The 23,601-nt window shown below is 63.1% G+C and carries 23 protein-coding genes; 14 read left to right on the forward strand and 9 right to left on the reverse strand.

What is annotated here, in order from left to right:
- Positions 1-12 precede the first annotated feature (12 nt).
- The 6 genes from ACF8R4_RS20715 to gatC form a co-directional block, all read right to left on the reverse strand.
- On the reverse strand, positions 13-384 hold the full coding sequence (locus tag ACF8R4_RS20715) for a carboxymuconolactone decarboxylase family protein (RefSeq protein ID WP_016713161.1): 372 nt from the start codon (positions 382-384) through the stop codon (positions 13-15).
- A 10-nt stretch (positions 385-394) separates the two neighbouring features.
- The gene (locus ACF8R4_RS20720; RefSeq protein WP_060501783.1) at positions 395-1,438 is read right to left on the reverse strand and encodes a calcium/sodium antiporter; all 1,044 of its coding nucleotides are present in this window, start codon (positions 1,436-1,438) and stop codon (positions 395-397) included.
- A 60-nt stretch (positions 1,439-1,498) separates the two neighbouring features.
- Positions 1,499-1,873, reverse strand: coding sequence for a septal ring lytic transglycosylase RlpA family protein (locus tag ACF8R4_RS20725; RefSeq protein WP_177337148.1), 375 nt, complete (start codon positions 1,871-1,873; stop codon positions 1,499-1,501).
- Positions 1,874-2,016: 143 nt separating this feature from the next.
- A complete protein-coding gene (gatB, locus tag ACF8R4_RS20730; RefSeq protein ID WP_016713158.1) occupies positions 2,017-3,462 on the reverse strand; it encodes an Asp-tRNA(Asn)/Glu-tRNA(Gln) amidotransferase subunit GatB in 1,446 nt (481 codons plus the stop codon).
- 11 nt (positions 3,463-3,473) lie between these two features.
- On the reverse strand, positions 3,474-4,925 hold the full coding sequence (gene gatA / locus ACF8R4_RS20735; protein WP_060501777.1) for an Asp-tRNA(Asn)/Glu-tRNA(Gln) amidotransferase subunit GatA: 1,452 nt from the start codon (positions 4,923-4,925) through the stop codon (positions 3,474-3,476).
- A 15-nt stretch (positions 4,926-4,940) separates the two neighbouring features.
- Positions 4,941-5,228: an Asp-tRNA(Asn)/Glu-tRNA(Gln) amidotransferase subunit GatC gene (gene gatC, locus ACF8R4_RS20740; protein ID WP_003255165.1), complete on the reverse strand. Its 288-nt coding sequence runs from the start codon at positions 5,226-5,228 to the stop codon at positions 4,941-4,943.
- A 205-nt stretch (positions 5,229-5,433) separates the two neighbouring features.
- On the opposite strand from gatC, the gene mreB reads away from it, so the two are divergent.
- The 8 genes from mreB to tldD all read left to right on the forward strand — a co-directional run bounded on the left by mreB (position 5,434) and on the right by tldD (position 16,489).
- Positions 5,434-6,471, forward strand: coding sequence for a rod shape-determining protein MreB (mreB, locus tag ACF8R4_RS20745; protein WP_003255163.1), 1,038 nt, complete (start codon positions 5,434-5,436; stop codon positions 6,469-6,471).
- A 226-nt stretch (positions 6,472-6,697) separates the two neighbouring features.
- Positions 6,698-7,654 (forward strand): rod shape-determining protein MreC, encoded by a 957-nt coding sequence (gene mreC / locus ACF8R4_RS20750; RefSeq protein WP_392493376.1) that lies wholly within the window; start codon positions 6,698-6,700, stop codon positions 7,652-7,654.
- Positions 7,654-8,142: a rod shape-determining protein MreD gene (gene mreD / locus ACF8R4_RS20755; protein WP_060501773.1), complete on the forward strand. Its 489-nt coding sequence runs from the start codon at positions 7,654-7,656 to the stop codon at positions 8,140-8,142. Before mreC ends, mreD begins: the two co-directional genes overlap by 1 nt.
- 32 nt (positions 8,143-8,174) lie before the next feature.
- The gene (locus ACF8R4_RS20760; RefSeq protein WP_104834033.1) at positions 8,175-8,774 is read left to right on the forward strand and encodes a nucleoside triphosphate pyrophosphatase; all 600 of its coding nucleotides are present in this window, start codon (positions 8,175-8,177) and stop codon (positions 8,772-8,774) included.
- A 54-nt stretch (positions 8,775-8,828) separates the two neighbouring features.
- Positions 8,829-10,286, forward strand: a complete 1,458-nt coding sequence (gene rng, locus ACF8R4_RS20765; protein WP_060501769.1) for a ribonuclease G — start codon at positions 8,829-8,831, stop codon at positions 10,284-10,286.
- A 79-nt stretch (positions 10,287-10,365) separates the two neighbouring features.
- Positions 10,366-14,187, forward strand: a complete 3,822-nt coding sequence (locus tag ACF8R4_RS20770; RefSeq protein WP_392493364.1) for a YhdP family protein — start codon at positions 10,366-10,368, stop codon at positions 14,185-14,187.
- A gap of 8 nt (positions 14,188-14,195) precedes the next feature.
- Positions 14,196-15,047 (forward strand): carbon-nitrogen hydrolase family protein, encoded by an 852-nt coding sequence (locus ACF8R4_RS20775; protein WP_060501765.1) that lies wholly within the window; start codon positions 14,196-14,198, stop codon positions 15,045-15,047.
- Between the two features lie 2 nt (positions 15,048-15,049).
- On the forward strand, positions 15,050-16,489 hold the full coding sequence (tldD, locus tag ACF8R4_RS20780; protein WP_012270646.1) for a metalloprotease TldD: 1,440 nt from the start codon (positions 15,050-15,052) through the stop codon (positions 16,487-16,489).
- A 35-nt stretch (positions 16,490-16,524) separates the two neighbouring features.
- Here tldD and yjgA read toward each other — a convergent pair whose 3' ends face one another.
- Positions 16,525-17,046, reverse strand: coding sequence for a ribosome biogenesis factor YjgA (yjgA, locus tag ACF8R4_RS20785; protein WP_016713148.1), 522 nt, complete (start codon positions 17,044-17,046; stop codon positions 16,525-16,527).
- A 108-nt stretch (positions 17,047-17,154) separates the two neighbouring features.
- On the opposite strand from yjgA, the gene pmbA reads away from it, so the two are divergent.
- The 6 genes from pmbA to ACF8R4_RS20815 all read left to right on the forward strand — a co-directional run bounded on the left by pmbA (position 17,155) and on the right by ACF8R4_RS20815 (position 22,407).
- Positions 17,155-18,501, forward strand: coding sequence for a metalloprotease PmbA (gene pmbA, locus ACF8R4_RS20790; protein ID WP_060501762.1), 1,347 nt, complete (start codon positions 17,155-17,157; stop codon positions 18,499-18,501).
- A gap of 127 nt (positions 18,502-18,628) precedes the next feature.
- Positions 18,629-19,030 carry a hypothetical protein gene (locus ACF8R4_RS20795; RefSeq protein WP_060501760.1) on the forward strand — a complete coding sequence of 134 codons (402 nt, stop codon included), beginning with the start codon at positions 18,629-18,631 and terminating at the stop codon, positions 19,028-19,030.
- Positions 19,023-20,399, forward strand: a complete 1,377-nt coding sequence (locus tag ACF8R4_RS20800; protein WP_060501758.1) for a lyase family protein — start codon at positions 19,023-19,025, stop codon at positions 20,397-20,399. Before ACF8R4_RS20795 ends, ACF8R4_RS20800 begins: the two co-directional genes overlap by 8 nt.
- Before the next feature lie 28 nt (positions 20,400-20,427).
- The gene (locus ACF8R4_RS20805; RefSeq protein ID WP_060501756.1) at positions 20,428-20,889 is read left to right on the forward strand and encodes a hypothetical protein; all 462 of its coding nucleotides are present in this window, start codon (positions 20,428-20,430) and stop codon (positions 20,887-20,889) included.
- A gap of 1 nt (position 20,890) precedes the next feature.
- Positions 20,891-21,502, forward strand: a complete 612-nt coding sequence (locus tag ACF8R4_RS20810) for a superoxide dismutase (protein WP_392493367.1) — start codon at positions 20,891-20,893, stop codon at positions 21,500-21,502.
- An 11-nt stretch (positions 21,503-21,513) separates the two neighbouring features.
- Positions 21,514-22,407 (forward strand): ZIP family metal transporter, encoded by an 894-nt coding sequence (locus ACF8R4_RS20815; RefSeq protein WP_156867129.1) that lies wholly within the window; start codon positions 21,514-21,516, stop codon positions 22,405-22,407.
- 44 nt (positions 22,408-22,451) lie between these two features.
- On the opposite strand, the gene ACF8R4_RS20820 is transcribed toward ACF8R4_RS20815, so the two are convergent.
- Both ACF8R4_RS20820 and rapZ read right to left on the reverse strand, forming a co-directional pair.
- On the reverse strand, positions 22,452-22,724 hold the full coding sequence (locus ACF8R4_RS20820; protein WP_016713141.1) for an HPr family phosphocarrier protein: 273 nt from the start codon (positions 22,722-22,724) through the stop codon (positions 22,452-22,454).
- Between the two features lie 20 nt (positions 22,725-22,744).
- Positions 22,745-23,599, reverse strand: coding sequence for an RNase adapter RapZ (gene rapZ / locus ACF8R4_RS20825; RefSeq protein ID WP_016713140.1), 855 nt, complete (start codon positions 23,597-23,599; stop codon positions 22,745-22,747).
- Between the last annotated feature and the right edge of the window lie 2 nt (positions 23,600-23,601).

A 23,601-nucleotide genomic window follows, 5' to 3' on the forward strand; every position in this document is an offset into this window, starting at 1 on the left:
CGGTGCAGGCAACTACTGATAGCTGTCGATCACTTCCTGTGCCGCCCTGAAGGCATCAATTGCTGCCGGCACTCCCGCATACACTGCGCAATGCAGCAACGCCTCGCGAATCTCCTCCACCGTACAGCCATTGTTCAATGCCCCGCGCACATGCCCCTTGAGCTCTTGCGGGCACTTGAGTGCTGTCAGCGTGGCCAGGGTAATCAGGCTGCGGGTCTTCAGTGGTAGCCCCTCGCGGGCCCATACGCTGCCCCAGGCATGTTCATTGACAAAGTCCTGTAGCGGCTGGGTAAAGTCGGTGGCATTGCCCAGTGCGCGGTCGACGAATGCATCGCCCATTACCTGGCGGCGAATCTGTTCGCCGGTCTTGTTGCTATCAGCCATGTTGTTTTCCTTAGTGTTGGCGACGCCAGGCGCGCACAGTGGTGAACAGCAGCACCACGGCGAGCACCGGCAGTACATAGAACAGCATCAAATGTTCAAGTCGACCAGCCAGCGGCATCCCCATGGTAAAGGCTGCTACGTGCAGGCCGTAGGCTAGGTACAGGCAAAGGAATACCAGGCCTTCGGCACGGGTGACGCGATAGCCGGAATAAAACACCGGCAGGCTCAGTGCCGCAACGCCGAGCATCACTGGCAGGTCGAAAGACAGCGCATTGGGTGAAATCGACAGCGGCTCGGGCGTGACGAGTGCGGTCAGGCCCAATACAGCCAGCAGGTTGAACAGGTTGCTGCCGATCACCGTACCCACGGCGATTTCCCGTTCGCCGCGCAGGGCGGCAATCAGCGCGGCGGCCAGCTCAGGCAGGGAGGTGCAGATGGCGACAACGGTAAGGCCAATGATGCGTTCGGACAGGCCCAGGTCGGTGGCAACCTCCACAGCGGCCTCCAGCAGCAGGTGGCCCGCCAGGCTCAGCAAGCCAAGGCCGGCCAGCACCTGCAGCAGCGTGCCGGACCAGAAGCGCCCGGCACCGGTTTTTGCGCTGTCCGGGGCAGGGTAGGTACGGGCATAGTGACGCGACTGGTGCCAGAGCATCGCCAGGTAACCGCCCAGGCCCAGAAGCAACAGCCCCCCTTCAACCCGGCCCAGGTGGCCGTTGGCAGACAGCGCATAGACCAGGCCGCTGGCGATGATCATCAGCGGAATGTCCAGGCGCACCAGTTGGCGCGACACGCGCAGGGGAATGATCAGCGCGGCCAGGCCAAGAATGACCAGCACGTTGAAGATATTGCTGCCGATTACGCTGCCCACCGCCACGTCCGGCGCGCCCTGGTAGGCAGCCTGCAGGCTTACGGTAAGTTGTGGCGCGGTACTGCCGAAGGCCACCAGGCTCAGGCCGATGATCAGCGGGCGTACGTGAAGGCGCTGGGCAAGGCGCAGCGCGGCGCGCACCAGCAACTCGGCGCCGCCAACCAGCAACACCAGGGCGATGCCCAGTTGCAGGAGGCTGAAGGTGGGAAGGGTGGCCAGGTCGAAAATGGTCGGACTCCTGTCGCGTCAGTCGCTAAGCCCTTGTACTCGCACGCGCGCTGTTCCGCTACGGAGCATGCCGATTTTTTCTGCGGCGGCGCGTGACAGGTCGATCAGCCGGCCGCGGGTATGTGGGCCACGGTCGTTGATGCGTACCACCACACTGCGCTGGTTGGCCATGTTGGTCACCAGTACGCGGGTGCCGAAAGGCAGGCTGCGGTGGGCGGCGGTGAGGCCATGCTGGTTGAAGGGTTCGCCGCTGGCGGTGCGCTTGCCGTGGTGGCGTGAACCGTAATAGGAGGCGGTTCCGGTTTTGTCATAACCGCGTGGGTCGATGTCGTGGCTGGCGCAGCCGGCCAGCAAGGAGAAGAGGGCAAGGGTGCTCAGTGATCGTTTCAGCAATTTAAATGCTCCGGTGTGGCCATTCGCGGGCAAGCCCGCTCCCACAGGTATATCACCGCCCGTGACAGCGGCGCTGTAACTGTGGGAGCGAGCTTGCTCGCGAACGAGGGCGAAGCCCTCGCAGGACTACAGGGGTAAAACAATCACCCTTCGAGCTTGGCCTTGAGCAATTGGTTCACCTGCCCCGGGTTGGCTTTGCCTTTGGAGGCTTTCATTGCCTGACCGACAAAGAAGCCGAACATCTTGCCACGCTTGGCTTCATCGGCCGCGCGGTACTGTTCGACCTGCTCGGCATTGGCTGCCAGCATCTCGTCGAGCATCTTGTCGATCGCACCGGTGTCGGTGACCTGCTTCAGGCCTTTGCTCTCGATGATGCTGTCGGCATCGCCTTCACCGGCGGCCATGGCCTCGAACACAGTCTTGGCAATTTTGCCGCTGATGGTGTTGTCGCGGATGCGCAACAGCATGCCACCCAGCTGTGCGGCGCTGACCGGTGCCTGGTCGATTTCGACGCCCAGCTTGTTCAGCAGGCTGCCCAGCTCGACCATGACCCAGTTGGCGGCCAGCTTGGCATCGCCACCGATCTTGACCACTTCTTCGAAGTAGTCAGCCTGTTCGCGGCTCGACGCCAGCACGTTGGCGTCGTAGGCCGACAGGCCGTACTGGCTCTGGAAGCGCTCGACCTTCTGCGGTGGCAGTTCCGGCAGGCCGGCGCGGACGGTTTCGAGGAAGCTGTCCTCAATGACCACCGGCAGCAGGTCCGGGTCGGGGAAGTAACGGTAGTCGTTGGCTTCCTCCTTGCTGCGCATGGAGCGGGTTTCGTCCTTGTTCGGGTCGTACAGGCGGGTTTCCTGCACCACCTTGCCGCCGTCTTCGATCAGGTCGATCTGGCGCTGGATTTCGCTGTTGATCGCGCGCTCGATGAAGCGGAACGAGTTGACGTTCTTGATCTCGCAGCGGGTGCCGAATTCGGCCTGGCCTTTCGGGCGGATCGACACGTTGCAGTCGCAACGCAGCGAGCCTTCGGCCATGTTGCCGTCGCAGATGCCCAGGTAGCGCACCAGTGCGTGGATAGCCTTGACGTAGGCCACGGCCTCCTTGGCGCTGCGCATGTCAGGCTCGGAGACGATTTCCAGCAGTGGTGTGCCGGCGCGGTTCAGGTCAATGCCGGTGGAGCCGCTGAAGTCTTCGTGCAGGCTCTTGCCGGCGTCTTCCTCAAGGTGCGCGCGGGTGACCCCTATGCGCTTGATGGTGCCGTCTTCCAGGGCGATGTCCAGGTGGCCCTTGCCGACGATCGGCAGGTCCATCTGGCTGATCTGGTAACCCTTGGGCAGGTCCGGGTAGAAGTAGTTCTTGCGCGCGAACACGTTGCGCTTGCCGATTTCGGCATCGATGGCCAGGCCGAACATGCACGCCATGCGCACGGCCTCCTGGTTCAACACCGGCAGTACGCCGGGCATCCCCAAGTCAACCAGGCTGGCCTGGGTGTTCGGCTCGGAGCCAAAGGTGGTGGCGCTGCCGGAGAAGATCTTCGACTGGGTGGCGAGCTGAGTGTGGATTTCCAGCCCGATCACAACTTCCCATTGCATGTGTGAATTCCTCAGAAGCCGTTGGGGGCGCGGGTGTGCCAGTCGGTCACTTGCTGGTAGCGGTGCGCGACGTTGAGCAGGCGGCCTTCCTGGAAGTACGGCGCCAGCAGTTGCACGCCGACCGGCAGGCCATCGACGAAGCCGGCGGGCATCGACAGGCCCGGCAGGCCCGCCAGGTTGGCGGTGATGGTGTAGACGTCTTCCAGGTAGGCGGCGACCGGGTCGCTGCTCTTGGCGCCAAGCTTCCAGGCCGGGTTTGGCGTGGTCGGGCCGAGGATCAGGTCGACGTCGTTGAAGGCGGCCATGAAGTCGTTCTTGATCAGGCGGCGGATTTGCTGCGCCTTCACGTAGTAGGCATCGTAGTAGCCGGCCGACAGGGCGTAGGTCCCGACCATGATACGGCGCTGTACTTCAACACCGAAGCCTTCGCCACGGGAGCGCTTGTACAGGTCTGTGAGGTCCTTCGGTGCTTCGCAGCGGTAGCCGAAGCGCACGCCGTCGAAGCGCGACAGGTTGGAGGAGGCTTCAGCCGGAGCGATCACGTAGTAGGCCGGGATGGCGTGCTGCATGTTCGGCAGGCTGATTTCCTTGACCACGGCGCCGAGCTTTTCCAGCTCCTTGACGCTGGCCTGGACCAGGTCGGCGATGCGCGGGTCGAGGCCGGCGCCGAAGTATTCCTTCGGCAGGCCGATGCGCAGGCCCTGGAGCGAGGCGTTGAGGTTGGCGCTGTAGTCCGGCACCGGCTCTTCGATGCTGGTGGAGTCCTTGACGTCGAAACCGGCCATGCCTTGCAGCAGCAGGGCGCAGTCCTCGGCCGTGCGGGCCAGCGGGCCACCCTGGTCGAGGCTGGAGGCGTAGGCGATCATGCCCCAGCGCGAAACGCGACCGTACGTCGGCTTGAGGCCGGTGAGGTTGGTCAGTGCTGCCGGCTGGCGGATCGAGCCGCCGGTGTCGGTGCCGGTAGTGGCCGGCAGCAGGCGTGCAGCCACGGCAGCGGCCGAACCACCCGACGAACCGCCCGGAACGTGTTCAAGGTTCCACGGGTTCTTCACCGCGCCGTAGTGGCTGGATTCATTGGCCGAACCCATGGCGAACTCGTCCATGTTGGTCTTGCCCAGGGTGACCATGCCGGCTTCGGCCAGCTTGGCGACCACGGTGGCGTCATACGGCGCTTTGAAGTTGTCGAGCATCTTCGAGCCGCAGCTGGTGCGTACACCGTTGGTGCAGAACAGGTCCTTGTGGGCGACGGGTGCACCCAGCAGCGCGCCGGTTTCGCCAGCGGCGCGACGGGCGTCGGCGGCACGCGCCTGGCCCAGGGCCAGGTCTTCGGTGACGCTGATGAAGCTGTTGATCTGCGGGTCGAGCTGCTTGATGCGCGCCAGCAGGGCGCCGGTCAGCTCTTCGGAAGAAAACGACTTGTCGGCGAGTCCGCGGGCGATCTCGGCCAGGGTCAATTGATGCATGGCAGGCTCTATCCCTTACTCGATGACTTTGGGAACCAGGTACAGACCGCTTTCGGTCGACGGCGCGATTGCCTGGTAGGCATCGCGCTGGTTGCTTTCGGTGACCTGGTCGGGGCGCAGGCGCTGGCTGGCCTCCAGGGGGTGGGCCAGGGGTTCGATGCCAGTGGTATCGACCGCTTGCATCTGGTCGACCAGCCCGAGAATGCTGTTCAGGGCGTCAGTAATGCGTGGCAGTTCGCCATCATTCAGGCCCAGGCGGGCCAGATGGGCGATCTTTTCCACATCGCAGCGTTCAAGCGCCATGGGGATCTCCAGGGGAAACAAAGAACGGAATTTGGGTCCGCAGTGAGGAACATGTCAGCTTTCTGACGGTCTAACGGCCGCGAATTTCTGCTGGCGTGCTCGGAAAAACAGCCAATTTAACATATTGGCTCCTTGCCCAAAATCCCTGCCATTGTTAGAGTTTGCCGCACTTTTTTACCCACGCTTTCCCCAGGGTCACTTTCCCATGTTCAAGAAACTGCGTGGCATGTTTTCCAGCGATCTTTCCATCGACCTGGGTACTGCCAACACCCTTATTTACGTGCGTGAGCGCGGTATCGTCCTGAATGAGCCCTCGGTTGTTGCCATCCGTACCCATGGCAACCAGAAAAGCGTTGTCGCCGTCGGTACCGAAGCCAAACGCATGCTGGGCCGTACGCCTGGCAACATTGCTGCCATTCGTCCGATGAAGGACGGCGTCATCGCCGACTTCAGCGTGTGCGAAAAAATGTTGCAATATTTTATCAACAAGGTTCACGAGAACAGCTTCCTGCAGCCAAGCCCGCGTGTGCTGATCTGCGTGCCGTGCAAGTCGACCCAGGTGGAGCGCCGCGCCATTCGCGAGTCGGCCCTGGGTGCCGGTGCCCGTGAAGTGTTCCTGATCGAAGAGCCCATGGCTGCTGCCATCGGTGCCGGCCTGCCGGTTGAAGAAGCCCGCGGTTCGATGGTCGTCGATATCGGTGGTGGTACCACTGAAATCGCCCTCATCTCGCTGAACGGCGTGGTTTATGCCGAATCCGTCCGCGTTGGCGGCGACCGCTTCGACGAAGCCATCGTCACCTACGTGCGCCGCAATTACGGCAGCCTGATCGGTGAGTCCACCGCCGAGCGCATCAAGCAGGAAATCGGTACCGCCTACCCGGGCGGCGAAGTGCGCGAAGTCGACGTGCGTGGCCGTAACCTGGCCGAGGGCGTACCGCGTGCCTTCACCCTGAACTCCAACGAAGTGCTCGAAGCGCTGCAGGAATCGCTGGCGACCATCGTTCAGGCGGTCAAGAGCGCTCTGGAGCAGTCGCCGCCTGAGCTGGCTTCGGACATCGCCGAGCGTGGCCTGGTGCTGACCGGCGGTGGCGCGCTGCTGCGTGACCTCGACAAGCTGCTGGCCCAGGAAACCGGCCTGCCGGTGATCGTCGCCGAAGACCCGCTGACCTGTGTCGCCCGTGGCGGCGGTCGCGCTCTGGAGATGATGGACAAGCACGCGATGGACCTGCTCTCCAGCGAGTGATCCCACTTGCTGTTCGCGAGCGCCCGGTTTACAGGCAGTACGCACAGTGCTACCTGTATGTGCTGGGCTGGCGCCCGTTCAGGGCGCCGTATCCGTCAACCCGCAACCAGGCTGGTGCGTTGTCCCATGTCCAATGACCTCCTGAGTCGTCCACGAGGAACGGCCCATTAAACCGCTTTTCTCCAAGGGCCCTTCGCTGGGCGTGCGCCTGCTTGTTCTGGTAGTGATGTCGGTCGCGTTGATGGTTGTCGACGCGCGTTTCGACCTGCTTAAACCTGTGCGCAGCCAAATGGGCCTGGTGCTCATGGAATCCTACTGGATCACCGACCTGCCGCAGCGTGTCTGGCAAGGGGTGGCGGGGCAGTTCGGCAGCCGCAACGAGCTGATTGCCGAAAACGAGAAACTCAAGACCGAAGCCCTGCTGTTGCAGGGGCGCCTGCAGAAGCTGGCAGCCCTCACCGAGCAGAACGTGCGCCTGCGCGAGTTGCTCAACTCATCGGCACTGGTTAACGAAAAGGTCGAGGTGGCCGAACTGATCGGTGTCGACCCCAACCCATTCACCCACCGTATCCTGATCAACAAGGGTGAGCGTGACGGCGTGTTCCTGGGCCAGCCGGTACTCGATGCGCGTGGCCTGATGGGCCAGGTGGTCGAGTTGATGCCCTACACCTCACGGGTGCTGCTGCTCACTGATACCACCCACAGCATTCCGGTACAGGTCAACCGTAACGGCCTGCGCGCCATTGCCAGCGGTACCGGCAACCCCGAACGGCTGGAGCTGCGTCACGTGGCCGATACGGCAGACATCAAGGAAGGGGATTTGCTGGTCAGCTCCGGCATGGGCCAGCGTTTCCCGGCTGGCTACCCCGTTGCCACGGTCAACGAAGTGATCCACGACTCCGGCCAGCCGTTTGCTATCGTGCGTGCCATCCCTACTGCCGCGCTGAACCGCAGCCGCTACATGTTGCTGGTGTTCAGTGATCGCCGCACCCCTGAAGAGCGCGCCACCGATGCCGCCATCGCTCAGGAAGAGGCCGATCGCAAGGGGGCGCCGGCAGCCGGGCAGGGCACAGCCGCACCCGAGCAGGCCGCGCCGGCAGTGACCAAGCCCGCCACACACGCAGCGCAACCTGCCACACCGGCTGCGGCGCCAGCGGCAACCGCTCAACCCAGGAGGCCGTGATGGCAGCGTCGCGCCGCAACAACGGCTGGTTCATCTGGCTGACCTTCGCCATCGGCCTGCTGCTCAGCGTGTCGCCCATGCCTCAGTTCATGGAAGTGTTCCGCCCCATGTGGCTGGCCTTGCTGGTATCGTTCTGGACCCTCGCCGTGCCGCACAAAGTCGGCATGACCACGGCATTCGTGCTTGGCCTGGCCGAGGATGTGCTCTACGGTACCCTGCTTGGGCAAAACGCGCTTATTCTCACCCTGATCACCTTCCTCGTGCTGTCACTGCAACAGCGTTTGCGCATGTTCCCCATGTGGCAGCAGAGCCTGGTGATCCTGGTGGTGTTCGGTATCGCCCAGCTGGTTCAGCTGTGGCTCAGCGCGCTCACCGGTAACCGCCTGCCGACCCTGGCACTGGTCTGGTCGGCCGTGATCAGTGCACTGCTCTGGCCATGGATAAGCTTTGCCTTGCGCGACGCACGCCGACGCCTGCACATCAATTGACGGCCACGGTGCCACTGACAGGGAGATGTCCGATGACCCCGCTTTACCTGGCTTCTGGCTCACCCCGTCGGCGCGAACTGTTAGCTCAGATCGGCGTCGACTTTTCCGTTGTCAGTGCCTCTGTCGACGAAACCCCGCTGCCGGATGAAGGCGTCTCCGAGTACGCCCTGCGCCTTGCCCGTGCGAAGGCTGCTGCCGGCTTGGCCGGGCTCAACGGCCCCGGTGTGGTGCTGGGTGCCGATACCGTGGTGTCGATTGGCGGCCAGATCCTTGGCAAGCCCCGTGACCGCGAACACGCGCTGGCCATGCTCGCGCAGCTGTCAGATGACCATCATCAGGTGATCACCGCCGTGGCCGTGACCGACGGCGCTCGCTGCCTGGACGTGTGCGTAGGTACTCATGTCTATTTCCGTGCCATCAGCCCAGAAGAAGCGCAGCGCTACTGGGCCACCGGTGAGCCCCATGACAAAGCCGGCGGCTACGCCATCCAGGGCCTGGGCGCAGTCTTCGTCAGGGAACTGATGGGCAGTTACTCGACCGTGGTCGGCCTGCCCCTATTCGAAACTGCGCGCCTGCTGGATGCGTTTTCCATCGCGTGCTGGCAGCAACACGGAGTATCAGCGCCGCGCTAGCCAGCCACCCCACTGCGATCCATCATTACCGAACATCCTTGACGAGAACGTGCCATGAGTGAAGAGATCCTGATCAACATCACCCCGATGGAGTCACGCGTGGCGGTGGTGGAAAACGGGGTACTGCAGGAGGTGCACGTCGAGCGCACCCAGCGCCGTGGCATCGTTGGCAATATCTACAAGGGCAAGGTGGTGCGCGTGCTGCCGGGCATGCAGGCGGCCTTCGTCGACATCGGCCTGGAGCGCGCGGCGTTCATCCATGCCTCGGAAATTTCCCAGCGCGAAGGCTCGGCGGTCGAGAACATCACCGCCCTGGTCCACGAAGGCCAGGCCTTGGTGGTGCAGGTGACCAAAGACCCGATCGGCACCAAGGGCGCGCGCCTGACCACCCAGTTGTCGATCCCTTCGCGCTATCTGGTGTACATGCCCCGCAGCAGCCATGTTGGCATATCGCTGAAGATCGAAGACGAAGCCGAGCGTGATCGCCTCAAGCAGGTGGTCAGCGACTGCATGGAAAGCGAAAACATCAAGGATGCCGGTGGCTTTATCCTGCGTACCGCCGCAGAAGGCGCGCGCGCTGAAGAAATTCTGCAAGACATCCGCTACCTGCGTCGCCTGTGGGAGCAGATTGGCACCCAGATCAAGACGTGCGGTGCGCCCACGGTCATCTACGAAGACCTGGGCCTGGCCCTGCGCACGCTGCGTGACCTGGTCAACCCGAAAATCGAGAAGATCCGTATCGACTCGCGGGAAACCTTCCAGAAAACCATGCAGTTCGTTGGCGAACTGATGCCGGAAATCGCCGACCGCCTCGAGCACTACCCGGGCGAGCGACCGATCTTCGACCTGTACGGCGTTGAAGACGAGATCCAGCGTGCGCTTGAGCGCAAGGTGCCGCTCAAGTCGGGTGGCTACCTGGTGGTCGATCCGGCCGAAGCAATGACCACCATCGATGTGAACACCGGCGCGTTCGTCGGTCATCGCAACCTGGAAGAGACCATCTTCAAGACCAACCTGGAAGCCGCCACTGCCATTGCCCGGCAACTGCGCCTGCGCAACATCGGCGGCATCATCATCATCGACTTCATCGACATGGAAGATGAAGAGCACCAGCGCCAGGTGCTGCGCACCCTGGAAAAACAGCTGGAGCGTGATCACGCCAAAACCAACATCATCGGTATTACCGAGCTGGGCCTGGTGCAGATGACCCGCAAGCGCACCCGTGAAAGCTTGGAGCAGGTGCTGTGTGAGCCGTGCCTGGCCTGCCAGGGGCGCGGCAAGCTGAAAACCCCCGAGACCATTTGTTACGAGATCTTCCGTGAGATCCTGCGTGAGGCCCGGGCCTATCAGGCTGAGGGCTACCGTGTACTGGCCAACCAGAAGGTGGTCGACCGGCTGCTGGATGAAGAATCTGGCAACGTCGCTGAGCTGGAGGCTTTCATCGGTCGAACCATTCGCTTCCAGGTTGAGTCGATGTATTCGCAGGAACAATACGACGTGGTGCTGCTCTGAGTTCTTCCAGAACACGCCGCAGGATGGTCGGGCTGGCAAAACCGCCGCCGGCCATCATGGATAAACGACTTGGAGGGCCATGGCCATGGGACGTCTGACCCGCGTTCTTGTCGCCTTGACCCGCTGGGGGCTGGGCTTATGCGCCCTGTTGGCGGTATTGGTGGCGCTGTATGTCAGCCTCGGTCGCGAACTGGTGCCGCTGGTGGCCGAGTACCGCGCCGATGTGGAAAGCAAGGCCGAGCAGGCGCTGGGCCTGCCGGTGCATGTCGGTGCCCTTGAGGGCCGCTGGAGCGGGCTGGCTCCGGTGCTGCGGGTGCGCGACCTGCAACTGGGCGAAGGCGCTACGGCGTTGCGCCTGGATGACGTGAAGGTGGTGCCTGATGTCTGGGCCAGCCTTACCGCCCGTGAAGTGCGCCTGGCGCGTATTCAGCTGGGCGGCCTGCAACTGATCTTGCGCGAGAACGAGCAGGGCGCCTGGAACCTCGAAGGCCTGCCGAAAAAAGACGACGCACCACTCGACCCCGCCGACCTGCTGCAGCGCCTGCGTCAATTGGGCCGCGTCGATGTGTTCGACAGCCAGGTCACCTTGCACCCCTGGCAGCGTGACCCGCTCACCCTCACCTATGTCAGCGCCGGCCTGAAGGCGGGTGCTTCACGGCAAGTGCTGGAGTTGCGCGCCACCTTGCCCGATGGCCAGCCTCTGTCGCTGAACCTGCAAAGCCGTGTGTCAGCCAAGGCCTGGCGTGATGGCCAGGTGGAGGCCTACCTGAGCCTGCCGCAAAGTGACTGGGCGCGCTGGTTGCCACCACGCCTGCTCGGTGAGTGGCAAGCTGACGCGTTGCGAGCGGGCGGCGAGTTCTGGGTCGATTGGCGCAAAGGGCAGTTGCAGCAGGCTGTGGTGCGGCTTAATGCGCCTGAACTGCGGGGTGCCTATACCGGCCGCAAGGCTGCCACGCTGAGCAACCTGGCCCTGGGCGCCTGGTTCCAGCGCCGGGATCAAGGCTTCGATGTGGTGGTCGACTCCCTGGCCATGGACATCGGCGAGTCCCGCTGGGAGTCGCACTTGCAGTTGCAGCAGCGCCCGGGCGAGAACGCAGCCGATGAAAACTGGCGGGTGCAGGCCGACCGGCTCGACCTCACGCCCTTGACCCCGCTGATCGATGCTTTGGCGCCGTTGCCTGACAACGTCATGGCTGTGGTCGATGGCCTGAAGGTAACCGGCGCGCTGCGCAATGTGCGCCTGGAGGCCCGGCCGAAAGCCGAGGGCGACAAACGCCTGCAGTTCGAGGCCAACCTGGAAAAGGTCGGTTTCGATGCCTATCACAATGCCCCGGCTGCCGGTAACGTCAGCGGCAGCATCAGTGGCGACCTGGGCCATGGTGAGCTGCGGTTGGATACTGAGGCGTTCATGCTGCATCTGTACCCGATCTTCGCCAAGCCCTGGCACTACCAGAAGGCCAATGCACGCCTGACCTGGGCCTTGGACAAAGACGGTTTCACCCTGATAGCGCCGTACCTCAAGGTGCTGGGCGAAGAGGGCAAGATCGCCGGTGATTTCCTGATTCGCCTGTTGTTCGAGGAAGGCCGCGAGGACTACATGGACCTGCGCGTCGGCCTGACCGAAGGCGATGGCCGCTATACCGCCAAGTACTTGCCCGAGGTGCTCAGCCCCGCCCTCGACGAGTGGTTGCGCAGCGCCATCATCAAAGGCACGGTGGATGAAGGCTACTTCCAGTACCAGGGCTCGCTGAATCATGGCGCGGCTCCTGAAGCGCGCAGTATCAGCCTGTTCTTCAAGGTGCGTGATGCCGCCCTGGACTTCCAGCCTGGCTGGCCGCAGGTTCAGCACGTGGATGGCGATGTGTTCATCGAGGACAGCGGTGTTCGCATCAAGGCCCAACGCGGCGTGCTGCTCGATACCAAGGTCAGCGATGTGACGGTCGATATCCCGCATGTCGACGGTGACCAGCACAGCCACCTGTACCTGGATGGAGACTTCGACGGCACCCTGGGTGACGGGCTGAAGATTCTCAAGGAAGCGCCAATCGGCACCGGTGAGATGTTCGCCGGCTGGGAGGGTGAAGGGCCGCTGACGGGCAAGGTCAAGCTCGATATCCCCTTGGCCCATGGGCTGCGACCGAAAGTGCAGGTGGACTTCGCCACCAACGAGGCGCGCCTGAAAGTCGCCCCGCCGAGCCTGGAGTTGAACCGCCTGAAGGGTGATTTCAGCTTTGATTTCGACAAAGGCCTGAGCGGCAAGGGCATCAGCCTGCAAGCCTTCGGCAAGCCGGTAACGGCGCAAATCACTGCTGAAGGCCAGGCCGGCCAGATGCAGACCCGCATTAATGCCAATGGCCAGGTGTCGCTCAAGGCGTTGACCGAATGGCTGCAGTTCAAGCAGGCCCTGCCGGCCTCCGGCGACTTGCCTTACCAGCTACAGGTCAACCTGGGTAGCCGGGAAAACAGCCTGAACGTCACTTCCAACCTCAAGGGCCTGGCGATCGACCTGCCGGCACCGTTCGGCAAAGCGGGGGCAGATACCCGCGACAGCCGTTTCAGCATGAACCTGCAGGGGACGGAGCGTCGCTTCGATGCTGCCTACACCGACCTTGCCCGCTTTGCCTATTCCGCGCCGGCCGACGCACTGGCCCAGGGGCGCGGTGAGTTGCTGCTGGGCGCCGGTAACGCTCAACTGCCGGGCGGTCAAGGGTTGCGGGTACGTGGCCGTTTGGAGGCGCTGGACCTGGCACCTTGGCAAGAGCAGGCAGCACGCCTGGCGGGCGACGACCCCGGTGGCAGCGCGCGGCAAAACCTGCAAAGCGTAGACCTGAGCATTGGCCAGTTGAAAGCCTTTGGCATGGACCTGAATCAGGCAGTGGTGAGGCTGGCACGAGGCGGCCAGGCTTGGGACCTGCGCCTTGACAGCAAGGAAGTGATAGGCAACGCACGCGTGCCGGATGCCAAAGGTTCGCCCATGGTGGTGCGCATGCAAACCTTGCGTTTGCCGGCGGCCGACCCTGCCCAGGCGCAAGCCGAGGATGGCCCCGATCCGCTGGCCGAGTTCGACCCGCGCAAGGTCCCGGCGCTGGACCTGAGCATCGACAAGCTGTACCGCGGCGACGACTTGTTCGGCAGTGCCTCGATCAAGTTGCGACCCACCGCGCGTGGTGTTAGCGCCAGTGATATCGACCTCGACTTCAAAGGCCTGCGTATCGACGGCGGTGGTGGCTGGGAAGGCGAAACTGGCAAGACCAGCAGCTGGTACAAAGGGCGCCTGGACGGCAAGAACCTGGCCGATGTACTCAAGGCCTGGGGCTTTGCGCCGACCGTGACCAGCCGCGATTTCCGCCTGGATGTGGATGGCCGCTGGCCGGGTTCGCCGGCTGCGGTGGGGCTGAAGCGCTTCTCGGGCAGCATGGACGCGGCACTGCGTACCGGCCAGTTCGTCGAGGTTGAGGGCAGCGCCCAGGCGTTGCGGGTATTTGGCCTGCTCAACTTCAACTCCATTGGTCGACGCCTGCGTCTGGACTTCTCCGACCTGTTCGACAAAGGCCTGGCCTATGACCGGGTCAAGGGGCTGCTGGTGGCCAGTGACGGGGTGTATGTGACCCGCGAGCCCATCAGCGTGACCGGCCCGTCGAGCAATTTCGAGCTGGATGGGACCCTGGACATGCTAGGCGACCGGATCGACGCCAACCTGCAGGTGAGCCTGCCGGTGACGAACAACCTGCCGCTGGCGGCACTGATTGTCGGCGCGCCGGCCGTAGGTGGCGCCTTGTTCCTGGTCGATCGGTTGATCGGTGACCGTGTTTCGCGCTTTGCCAGTGTGCACTACCGTGTCGAAGGACCGGTTAAAGAGCCTAGAATCACCTTTGTGAAACCTTTCGAGAAATCCCGCTAGGAGTGCCCATGAAGGCAGCGGTAATCCAGATGGTCAGCCAGGACGATGTGCTGGCCAACCTGCAGCGTGCCGGTGCCCTGTTGGAGCAGGCCGCGATGGGCGGCGCACGGCTGGCGGTGCTGCCAGAAAATTTCGCTGCCATGGGCCGTAAGGATGCCGCTGCCATCGGCCGAGCCGAAGCGTTGGGCGAAGGGCCGATCCTGCCATGGTTGAAACGCACCGCCCGTGACCTCAAGTTATGGATTGTTGCCGGTACCTTGCCCTTGCCACCGGTCGGCCAGCCCGAGGCCAAGGCCCATGCCTGCTCGCTGTTGATCGATGAACACGGCGAGGTGGCGGCACGTTATGACAAGCTGCACCTGTTTGACGTGGATGTTGCCGACAACCGTGGCCGTTACCGTGAGTCGGACGACTACGCCCATGGTGCTCAGGTGGTGGTGGCTGATACGCCGGTCGGGCGGCTGGGGTTGAGCGTGTGCTACGACTTGCGCTTCCCCGAGCTGTACAGCGCACTGCGTGCTGCCGGCGCGGAGCTGATCACTGCGCCGGCTGCCTTTACGGCAGTGACAGGCGCGGCCCATTGGGAGGTACTGGTACGCGCCCGAGCCATCGAGACCCAGTGCTACCTGCTGGCTGCGGCGCAGGGAGGCACCCACCCAGGCCCACGGGAAACCCATGGGCATGCGGCGATTGTAGACCCTTGGGGGCGCATCGTTGCAGAACAGGCGCAAGGCGAAGCGGTACTGCTTGCCGAGCGCGACATTGAAGAACAAGCGTCCATTCGGGCGCGCATGCCGGTGGTATCGCACCGGCGCTTTTTCTCGCAGGGCGCGTTGCGGCCTGCGCACACCGCGGAGTGACTATGAGCCAGATGTTATCCACCGTCAGTGAGCAGCTCCTGGCCCCAGGCGGCTTGACCCTGGACAGCCTGCAGAGCGTGCTGGGTGAGTTGGCTGGCCCCGGCATCGACGCCGCCGACCTGTATTTCCAGGGCCAGATCTCGGAAACCTGGGCGCTGGAAGACGGCATCGTCAAAGAGGGCAGTTTCAACCTCGACCAGGGCGTGGGCGTGCGTGCCCAGTCCGGTGAAAAGACCGGGTTCGCCTACAGCAATGCAATCAACCTCGAGGCGCTGACCTCGGCGGCGCGCGCCGCCCGTTCCATTTCCCGTGCCGGTCAAAACGGCACGGTGCAGGCCTTCCGCAGCCAGGAAGTCACTGCCCTGTATGCGGCAGACAACCCGCTGGATGTACTGAGCCGTGCCGAAAAGGTCGAGCTGCTCAAGCGTGTCGATGCCGCCACCCGTGCCCTGGACCCGCGAATTCAGCAGGTCAGTGTGAGCATGGCCGGGGTCTGGGAGCGTATCCTGATTGCGGCGGCCGATGGCAGCCTGGCTGCCGACGTGCGCCCGCTGGTGCGCTTCAACGTCAGCGTCATCGTCGAGCAGAACGGCCGCCGCGAACGCGGCGGGCAGGGCGGTGGCGGGCGTACCGACTACCGCTTCTTCACTGAAGAGCGGGTAATGGGCTATGCCCGTGAAGCGCTGCGTCAGGCTCTGGTGAACCTGGAAGCGATTCCGGCTCCGGCCGGTACCTTGCCGGTGGTGCTGGGTTCGGGCTGGTCGGGTGTGCTGTTGCACGAGGCTGTCGGCCATGGCCTGGAAGGTGACTTCAACCGCAAGGGCAGTTCGGCTTTCAGCGGCCGTATCGGCGAGAAAGTGGCATCGAGCCTGTGCACCATCGTTGACGATGGCACGCTCGAGGGCCGTCGGGGTTCGCTGAGCGTCGACGACGAAGGTACCCCGACCGAGTGCACCACGTTGATCGAGAACGGGGTGCTCAAGGGCTACATGCAGGACAAGCTGAACGCACGCCTGATGGGCATGGCGGTGACCGGCAACGGCCGTCGCGAATCCTACGCACACCTGCCGATGCCACGCATGACCAATACCTACATGCGGGCTGGCGAAAGCGACCCGCAGGAAATCATCGCATCCGTGAAAAAAGGGATCTACTGCGCCAATCTGGGCGGCGGACAGGTGGACATCACCAGCGGCAAGTTCGTGTTCTCGACCAGTGAGGCCTACCTGATCGAAGACGGCAAGATTACTGCACCTGTAAAAGGCGCAACCCTGATCGGCAATGGCCCTGAGGCGATGAGCCGGGTGTCGATGGTCGGTAACGACCTGGCGCTGGACAGCGGAGTGGGTACATGCGGCAAGGACGGGCAGTCGGTGCCGGTGGGGGTAGGGCAGCCTACCTTGAAGCTGGATGCGATTACCGTGGGCGGTACCGGGGCGTGATGGCTTTTGGGGGCCGCAAAGCGGCCCCCAAGGGTTCAGCGCAACCCGCGCTGCAACTCGTCGAGGTCGCGGATGTACTTGAACACCTTGCGCGCAGCGGCAGGTGGCTTGTTCCGGGCCTTTTCGTGTTGAGCATGGCGCACCAGCGAACGCATTTGCTGGCGATCGGTTTCGGGGTACTCGTTGACGAAACGCTCGAGGTCTTCGTCGTTACCGTCGATCAACCGGTCACGCCAGCGCTCCAGGTTGTGGAAACGCTCGTTGTACTGGCGAGTCGAGCTGTCCATCTGTTCGAGCAAGGCGTGAATGGCGTCCAGGTCCTGCACGCGCATCAGCTTGCCGACGAACGACATGTGGCGCTTACGGGCGCCATGAGCGGTGTGCTTGCTGGCTTCAGCCAGTGCTTTGCGCAGCTCGTCGGTCAACGGCAGGCGTGCCAGGGTATCGGCCTTGAGCGTAGTAAGGCGCTCGCCGAGTTCGACCAGCGCATGCAGTTCACGCTTGATCTGGGTTTTGCTTTTTTCGCCGTCGAAGGCGTCGTCGTTTGAATCAACCATGGTGGCAGTCCGCTAGAAATCGCCGCCATGATAACCAGTCGGGGGCCGCTTGTCCGGCCCGGTCGTAGAATGACCCACGCCGAACGCAGAATTTGAGTGGAGAGAACCATGAGTGCAGTCCAGAGCGTAGGTCCGAAAGACCTGCCAGCATTGCAGGAGCAGGTCGAGGCAATCATCGCCGAGGCGCGCCGCCAGGGGGCCAGTGCCTGCGAAGTGGCCGTGTCGCTGGAGCAGGGCCTGTCCACCACGGTACGCCAGCGTGAGGTCGAGACCGTCGAGTTCAATCGCGACCAGGGTTTTGGCATTACCCTCTACGTTGGCCAGCGCAAAGGTTCGGCCAGCACTTCGGCCAGTGGCCCGGATGCGATCCGCGAAACCGTCGCTGCGGCGTTGGCCATTGCCAAGCATACTTCCGAGGACGAATGCTCGGGCCTGGCGGACGCCGCGTTGATGGCCCGGGACATCCCGGACCTGGACCTGTATCACGACTGGGACATCGAGCCCGAGAAGGCCATCGAGATGGCCCTGACCTGCGAGGCTGCGGCGTTCGATGCCGACCCGCGCATCCTCAATGCCGACGGCACCACCCTCAATACCCACCAGGGCTGCCGCGTGTATGGCAACAGCCATGGCTTCATCGGGGGCTACGCGTCGACCCGGCACAGCCTGAGTTGCGTCATGATCGCCGAAGGCGACGGGCAGATGCAGCGCGACTACTGGTATGACGTAAACCGCCAGGGCAACCTGCTCGCCGATCCGCGCAGTATCGGTGTACGCGCTGCCCAACGCGCCGCCAGCCGCCTGGGCGCGCGCCCGGTGCCCACTTGCGAAGTGCCGGTGCTGTTTTCCGCCGAGCTGGCCGGCGGCCTGTTCGGCAGCTTCCTCTCGGCCATTTCCGGCGGCAATCTTTACCGCAAATCGTCGTTCCTTGAAGGGACCATTGGCCAGCGCCTGTTCCCCTCCTGGCTAACCCTCGACGAGCGCCCGCACATTCCTCGAGCGCTGGGCAGCGCCGCATTCGATGGTGACGGCCTGGCCACCTATGCCAAGCCGTTCGTCGACAAAGGCGAGCTGGTGTCGTACCTGCTGGGCACGTATTCCGGGCGCAAGCTGGGCTTGCCAAGTACCGCCAACGCCGGTGGCGTGCACAACCTGTACGTCAGCCATGGTGTCGAAGACCAGGCAGCACTGATCCGCCGCATGGGCCGTGGCCTGCTGGTCACCGAGCTGATGGGGCACGGCCTGAACATGGTGACCGGGGATTATTCCCGAGGTGCGGCAGGGTTCTGGGTTGAGAACGGCGAGATCCAGCACGCGGTGCAAGAAGTGACTATTGCCGGCAATATGAAGGATATGTTCCAGCAAATTGTCGCGATCGGTAGTGATCTCGAAACCCGTAGCAACATTCACACGGGTTCTGTGCTGATCGAGCGAATGACTGTAGCGGGTAGCTAATTCGTTCCAGAGACCTTGGCAAATCAGAAGACCCGGCCCTGCGCCGGGTTTTTTGTTTCATCACCTTTTTCTTGAAGTGATTCTATTTATCACTTAATAATGAATATCATTATCCAGTAACCCGGCGATGATGTTCATGAAACCCGTCCTCCGCGAACTGCCCTACCTGGAAAACTGGCGCTGGCTCAGCCGGCGCATCCGCTGTGCGCTCGAGCCCGACGAGCCGCGCCTGATCGAGCATTACCTGGCCGAGGGCCGCTACCTGGTGTGCTGCACTGAGACCTCGCCATGGACGGTGGCACTGACCTCCTTCCGCCTGCTACTGGACACCGCCTGCGACCGCATGCTGCCCTGGCATTGGCGCTGCCTGTGCCTGGACCAGGCCTGGCGCCCTTTGCTGGACCTGCGCAATCTCGATCGCCAGGAACAGAACCAGCGTTGGCAGCCCTATGCCCTGCAGTTGGCCAATTGCCGCCTGCTGTCGTCGATTTCTCCCGATGAACTGATGCAAGGATTTGATGATGAGTGATACCCGTATCGAGCGTGACAGCATGGGCGAACTGCAGGTGCCGGCCCAGGCCCTGTACGGTGCCCAGACCCAGCGCGCGGTCGACAACTTCCCGGTCAGCGGCCAGCGCATGCCGGCCCAGTTCATTCGCGCGCTGTTGCTGGCCAAGGCGGCTGCCGCCAAGGCCAACGTCGAGTTGGAGCAATTGTCTGCCGCGCAGGGCAATGCCATCGTCAAGGCGGTCGAGCAACTGCTGGCCGAGGATTTCATCCAGCACTTCCCGGTGGATGTGTTCCAGACCGGCTCCGGCACCAGCTCGAACATGAACGCCAACGAGGTGATTGCCACCCTGGCCAGCCGTGTACTGGGTGATGCGGTGAACGCCAACGACCACGTCAACTGTGGCCAGAGCAGCAACGACATCATCCCGACGACCATTCACGTCAGTGCTGCACTGGCCCTGCACGAACAACTGCTTCCGGCCCTGAGCCATCTGGTGCAGGTGATTGAGACCAAGTCGGTGCAGGTGCATCAGTACGTGAAAACCGGCCGAACCCACTTGATGGACGCCATGCCGGTGCGCATGAGCCAGGTGCTGGATGGCTGGGCCGCGCAGATCAACGCCGCCAAGGCGCACATCGAGGCGACCCTGCCGAGCTTGCAGGCGCTGGCCCAAGGTGGCACGGCCGTGGGGACCGGCATCAACGCCCACCCACAGTTCGCGGCCGGTTTCGCCCGCCAGCTCAGCGGCCTGACCCAGGTCGAGTTCACCCCGGGCCAGAACCTGTTCGCCCTGATCGGCTCGCAAGACACTGCCGTGGCGCTGTCTGGCCAGCTCAAGACCACTGCCGTGGCGCTGATGAAGATCGCCAACGACCTGCGCTGGATGAACTCCGGCCCGCTCGCCGGCCTGGGCGAAATCGAGCTGCAAGGTCTGCAACCGGGCTCTTCGATCATGCCTGGCAAGGTCAACCCGGTGATTCCGGAGGCCACCGCCATGGTGGCTGCCCAAGTGATCGGCAACGACGCCACCATCGCTGTGGCTGGCCAGTCCGGCAACTTCGAGCTGAACGTGATGCTGCCGGTGATCGCCCGCAACCTGCTGGAAAGCATCGAGCTGATGGCCAACGTCAGCCATCTGCTGGCCGACAAGGCCATCGCCACGTTCAAGGTCAACGAGGGCAAGCTCAAGGAAGCCCTGGCGCGTAACCCGATTCTGGTCACTGCGCTGAACCCGATTATCGGCTACCTCAAGGCTGCCGAAATCGCCAAGACCGCCTACAAGCAGGGCCGCCCGATCATCGACGTGGCGCTGGAACACACCGACCTGTCACGCGACCAGCTGGAAGCACTGCTGGACCCAGAAAAACTCACCGCTGGCGGGATCTGACACTGCGTTCACCGCTCAGGAGACAACCATGCAGCACTGGAAACGCACTACGGAAACCGCCAACCGCCTGTTCGAACAAGGCGAGTTGGTCGACGCCCGGGAACACTACCTGCAAGCCCTGGCGCTGGCGCAGGTGCTGTTCGAGCGCTGGCATGACGTCGACGAAGCGGTGGCTGCATTCGTCATCGCCCATCACAACCTGGCCGACCTGCACCTGCGCCTCAACCAGCCGCACGAGAGCGCCGACTACCTGTGTGCCGCTCACCAGCGGCTGCTGCAGGCCAGCCAGGAGGCGCGTTTACCCCAGGCGCTGCGTGACGCAGCGCTGCGTCACAGTGGACGCACCTACACCGAGCTGCTGAGTTTTATCGCCGAATACGGCCAGTACCCACGTACCGAGCGTCTGCTCAACCGCCACGGCACCGGGGCCAGCGAGCTCGCTGCCCAGCCAGACGTGGCGCCCAGAACCCATGCCTACGGAATTCACTAACATGCCGCATACCTTGCCTGCTTTGCCCTACGCCTACAATGCGCTGGAGCCGCACATCGACGCGCAGACCATGGAAATTCACCACACCAAGCACCACCAGACCTACGTCAACGGCCTCAATGCCGCCATAGAATGCACCGAATGGGCCGATTGGCCTGTGGAAAAGCTGGTGGGTGCAGTCAAGCAGCTACCGGAAAACCTGCGTGGCGCTGTGACCAACCATGGTGGGGGGCACGCCAACCATAGCCTGTTCTGGACGGTGATGTCGCCGCAAGGTGGTGGTGACCCACACGGGCAGCTGGCGCAGGCCATCACCTCGCAACTGGGTGGTTTCGATGCCTTCAAGGAGGCGTTCACCAAGGCTGCACTGACCCGCTTTGGCAGCGGCTGGGCCTGGCTCAGCGTAACACCGCAGAAAACCCTGGTGGTCGAGAGCAGTGGCAACCAGGACAGCCCGCTGATGCACGGCAACACGCCAATCCTCGGCCTGGACGTGTGGGAGCATGCCTACTACCTGAAGTATCAGAACCGTCGTCCGGAATACATCGGTGCCTTCTACAACGTGATTGACTGGGCCGAAGTGGAACGCCGTTACCTCGAAGCCCTTAAGTGAGTCGGACCGGTATGCGCTCTGAGGTGATGTCTGTCAGCAGTGTGCGCCTGTTTCGGCTGGCGCTTGGGACTTTGCTTTTGCTGGCTGGCAGCGCGCTGCTAGTGGCGCGTGGCCTTGCCTGGCTGGACCTGGAGCCGCGCATGTTGCGTGCGCTAGAGGGCGGCGCATTATGCGCCCTGGGCACGGCGCTGGGCGCGGTACCGGTACTGGTCATTCGCAACATGCCGGTGGCCTTGGCCGATACGCTGCTGGGCTTCGGCGCGGGCGTAATGCTGGCGGCCACCGCGTTTTCCCTGATCATTCCGGGGCTGGACGCCGCTCAATCCATCGGTTTCAGCCCTTGGGGTGCGGGTGGCTTGATCAGCTTTGGCCTGATGTTCGGTGCGCTGTGCCTGTTTCTGGTTGACCTCAAGGTGTCAGGTGACTCGCCGGAAGCACTGGTCGGCACCGGCAATCAGCCAGTGATTGCTGCGCGCATCTGGCTGTTTGTCATCGCGATCATCGCGCACAACATTCCCGAAGGCATGGCGATTGGCGTATCGGCCGGCGGTGGCATGGCCGACGCCGACAGCCTGGCCATGGGCATTGCCTTGCAGGATGTGCCTGAAGGGCTGGTGATTGCGCTGGTGCTGGCAGGGGCGGGCATGCCGCGCTTCAAAGCCTTCCTGATCGGTGCTGCTTCTGGGCTGGTCGAGCCGGTAGCCGCAGTGATCTGCGCCTGGTTGGTGAACATCGCCGAACTGCTGCTGCCGTTGGGCCTGGCCTGTGCGGCGGGAGCGATGCTGCTAGTAGTTACCCAGGAAATCATCCCGGAATCACGCAGCAACGGCCATCATCGCCTGGCCAGCCTGGGGTTGTGCATCGGGTTCTGCCTGATGATGGTGATGGACACGGCGATGTCCTGATTCACGATCAGGCTTGCGCGGTCCTTGTAGGACCGCGCAGGTTTTTATTCGCCTTCGTCGAAGAAGTTGTTGATCAGCTCGACCAGCGCATCCATGGCGTCGTTGTCCTGCTCACCCTCGGTAAGCAGGTGAACCTGTGTGCCTTTGCCGGCCGCCAGCATCATCACCGCCATGATGCTCTTGCCATCCACCAGCTTGTCCGGTGCGCGGCCAACCCGTACCTGGCAGGGGAAGCGGCCAGCAACGCCGACGAACTTGGCTGCCGCCCGGGCATGCAGGCCCAGCTTGTTGATGATGGTGATTTCGCGGGCGGGCATCGTGGGGCGGATCCTTGGGCTTAGAGGTCGCGGTGGCGGACCTGGACGTTTTTCAGGGATTGCTGCAGCAACTGGCCAAGGCGTTCGGTGATGTAGACCGAGCGGTGGTGGCCGCCGGTGCAGCCGATAGCAATGGTGACGTAGGCGCGGTTGCTGGCGGCGAAGCGGGGTAGCCACTTTAGCAAGTAGCTGGAAATGTCATTGAACATGTCCTCGACGTCTGGCTGTGCGGCCAGGTAGTCGGCGACCGGTTGATCAAGGCCGGAATGCTCACGCAGCTCGGGTTTCCAGTAGGGGTTGGGCAGGCAGCGTACATCGAACACCAGGTCGGCATCGACTGGCATGCCGCGCTTGAAACCAAACGACTCGACCAAAAAGGCTGTGCCGGGCTCGGGCTGGTTGAGCAGGCGCAGCTTGATCGAATCCCGTAGTTGGTACAGGTTGAGGCTGGTGGTGTCGATCTTCAGGTCTGCCAGGTCGGCAATTGGCCCCAGCAGCTCGCTCTCCACGCGAATGGCTTCTGCCAGCGAACGGTTGGCATTGGTCAGTGGATGGCGACGGCGGGTTTCCGAGAAGCGCTTGAGCAGCATGTCTTCGTCGGCATCCAGGAACACCACGTCACACTGAATGTTCCGCGCACGGGCTTCTTCGAGTAGCTCGGGGAAGCGCGTAAGGTGGCTGGGCAGGTTGCGTGCATCGATCGACACGGCAACCTTGGGTTGCAGTAATTCCGTGTTGATCAGTGCATCCTCCGCCAGCTGCGGCAGCAGCCCGGCGGGCAGGTTGTCAATGCAGTAAAAACCGTTGTCTTCCAGGACATCGAGGGCGGTGCTCTTGCCGGAGCCGGACCGGCCGCTGACGATGATCAGGCGCATGT

This window comes from Pseudomonas sp. FYR_2, assembly GCF_043106425.1.
GTDB lineage: Bacteria > Pseudomonadota > Gammaproteobacteria > Pseudomonadales > Pseudomonadaceae > Aquipseudomonas > Aquipseudomonas monteilii.

What these genes read in the sequence shown, in the direction of transcription:
- ACF8R4_RS20715 (WP_016713161.1), bottom strand. Translation starts at nt 384, where the DNA reads ATGGCTGATAGCAACAAGACCGGCGAACAGATTCGCCGCCAGGTAATG.
- gatB (WP_016713158.1), bottom strand. Translation starts at nt 3,462, where the DNA reads ATGCAATGGGAAGTTGTGATCGGGCTGGAAATCCACACTCAGCTCGCC.
- gatA (WP_060501777.1), bottom strand. Translation starts at nt 4,925, where the DNA reads ATGCATCAATTGACCCTGGCCGAGATCGCCCGCGGACTCGCCGACAAG.
- gatC (WP_003255165.1), bottom strand. Translation starts at nt 5,228, where the DNA reads ATGGCGCTTGAACGCTGCGATGTGGAAAAGATCGCCCATCTGGCCCGC.
- mreB (WP_003255163.1), top strand. Translation starts at nt 5,434, where the DNA reads ATGTTCAAGAAACTGCGTGGCATGTTTTCCAGCGATCTTTCCATCGAC.
- mreC (WP_392493376.1), top strand. Translation starts at nt 6,698, where the DNA reads ATGTCGGTCGCGTTGATGGTTGTCGACGCGCGTTTCGACCTGCTTAAA.
- mreD (WP_060501773.1), top strand. Translation starts at nt 7,654, where the DNA reads ATGGCAGCGTCGCGCCGCAACAACGGCTGGTTCATCTGGCTGACCTTC.
- ACF8R4_RS20760 (WP_104834033.1), top strand. Translation starts at nt 8,175, where the DNA reads ATGACCCCGCTTTACCTGGCTTCTGGCTCACCCCGTCGGCGCGAACTG.
- rng (WP_060501769.1), top strand. Translation starts at nt 8,829, where the DNA reads ATGAGTGAAGAGATCCTGATCAACATCACCCCGATGGAGTCACGCGTG.
- ACF8R4_RS20770 (WP_392493364.1), top strand. Translation starts at nt 10,366, where the DNA reads ATGGCCATGGGACGTCTGACCCGCGTTCTTGTCGCCTTGACCCGCTGG.
- ACF8R4_RS20775 (WP_060501765.1), top strand. Translation starts at nt 14,196, where the DNA reads ATGAAGGCAGCGGTAATCCAGATGGTCAGCCAGGACGATGTGCTGGCC.
- tldD (WP_012270646.1), top strand. Translation starts at nt 15,050, where the DNA reads ATGAGCCAGATGTTATCCACCGTCAGTGAGCAGCTCCTGGCCCCAGGC.
- yjgA (WP_016713148.1), bottom strand. Translation starts at nt 17,046, where the DNA reads ATGGTTGATTCAAACGACGACGCCTTCGACGGCGAAAAAAGCAAAACC.
- pmbA (WP_060501762.1), top strand. Translation starts at nt 17,155, where the DNA reads ATGAGTGCAGTCCAGAGCGTAGGTCCGAAAGACCTGCCAGCATTGCAG.
- ACF8R4_RS20795 (WP_060501760.1), top strand. Translation starts at nt 18,629, where the DNA reads ATGATGTTCATGAAACCCGTCCTCCGCGAACTGCCCTACCTGGAAAAC.
- ACF8R4_RS20800 (WP_060501758.1), top strand. Translation starts at nt 19,023, where the DNA reads ATGAGTGATACCCGTATCGAGCGTGACAGCATGGGCGAACTGCAGGTG.
- ACF8R4_RS20805 (WP_060501756.1), top strand. Translation starts at nt 20,428, where the DNA reads ATGCAGCACTGGAAACGCACTACGGAAACCGCCAACCGCCTGTTCGAA.
- ACF8R4_RS20810 (WP_392493367.1), top strand. Translation starts at nt 20,891, where the DNA reads ATGCCGCATACCTTGCCTGCTTTGCCCTACGCCTACAATGCGCTGGAG.
- ACF8R4_RS20815 (WP_156867129.1), top strand. Translation starts at nt 21,514, where the DNA reads ATGCGCTCTGAGGTGATGTCTGTCAGCAGTGTGCGCCTGTTTCGGCTG.
- ACF8R4_RS20820 (WP_016713141.1), bottom strand. Translation starts at nt 22,724, where the DNA reads ATGCCCGCCCGCGAAATCACCATCATCAACAAGCTGGGCCTGCATGCC.
- rapZ (WP_016713140.1), bottom strand. Translation starts at nt 23,599, where the DNA reads ATGCGCCTGATCATCGTCAGCGGCCGGTCCGGCTCCGGCAAGAGCACC.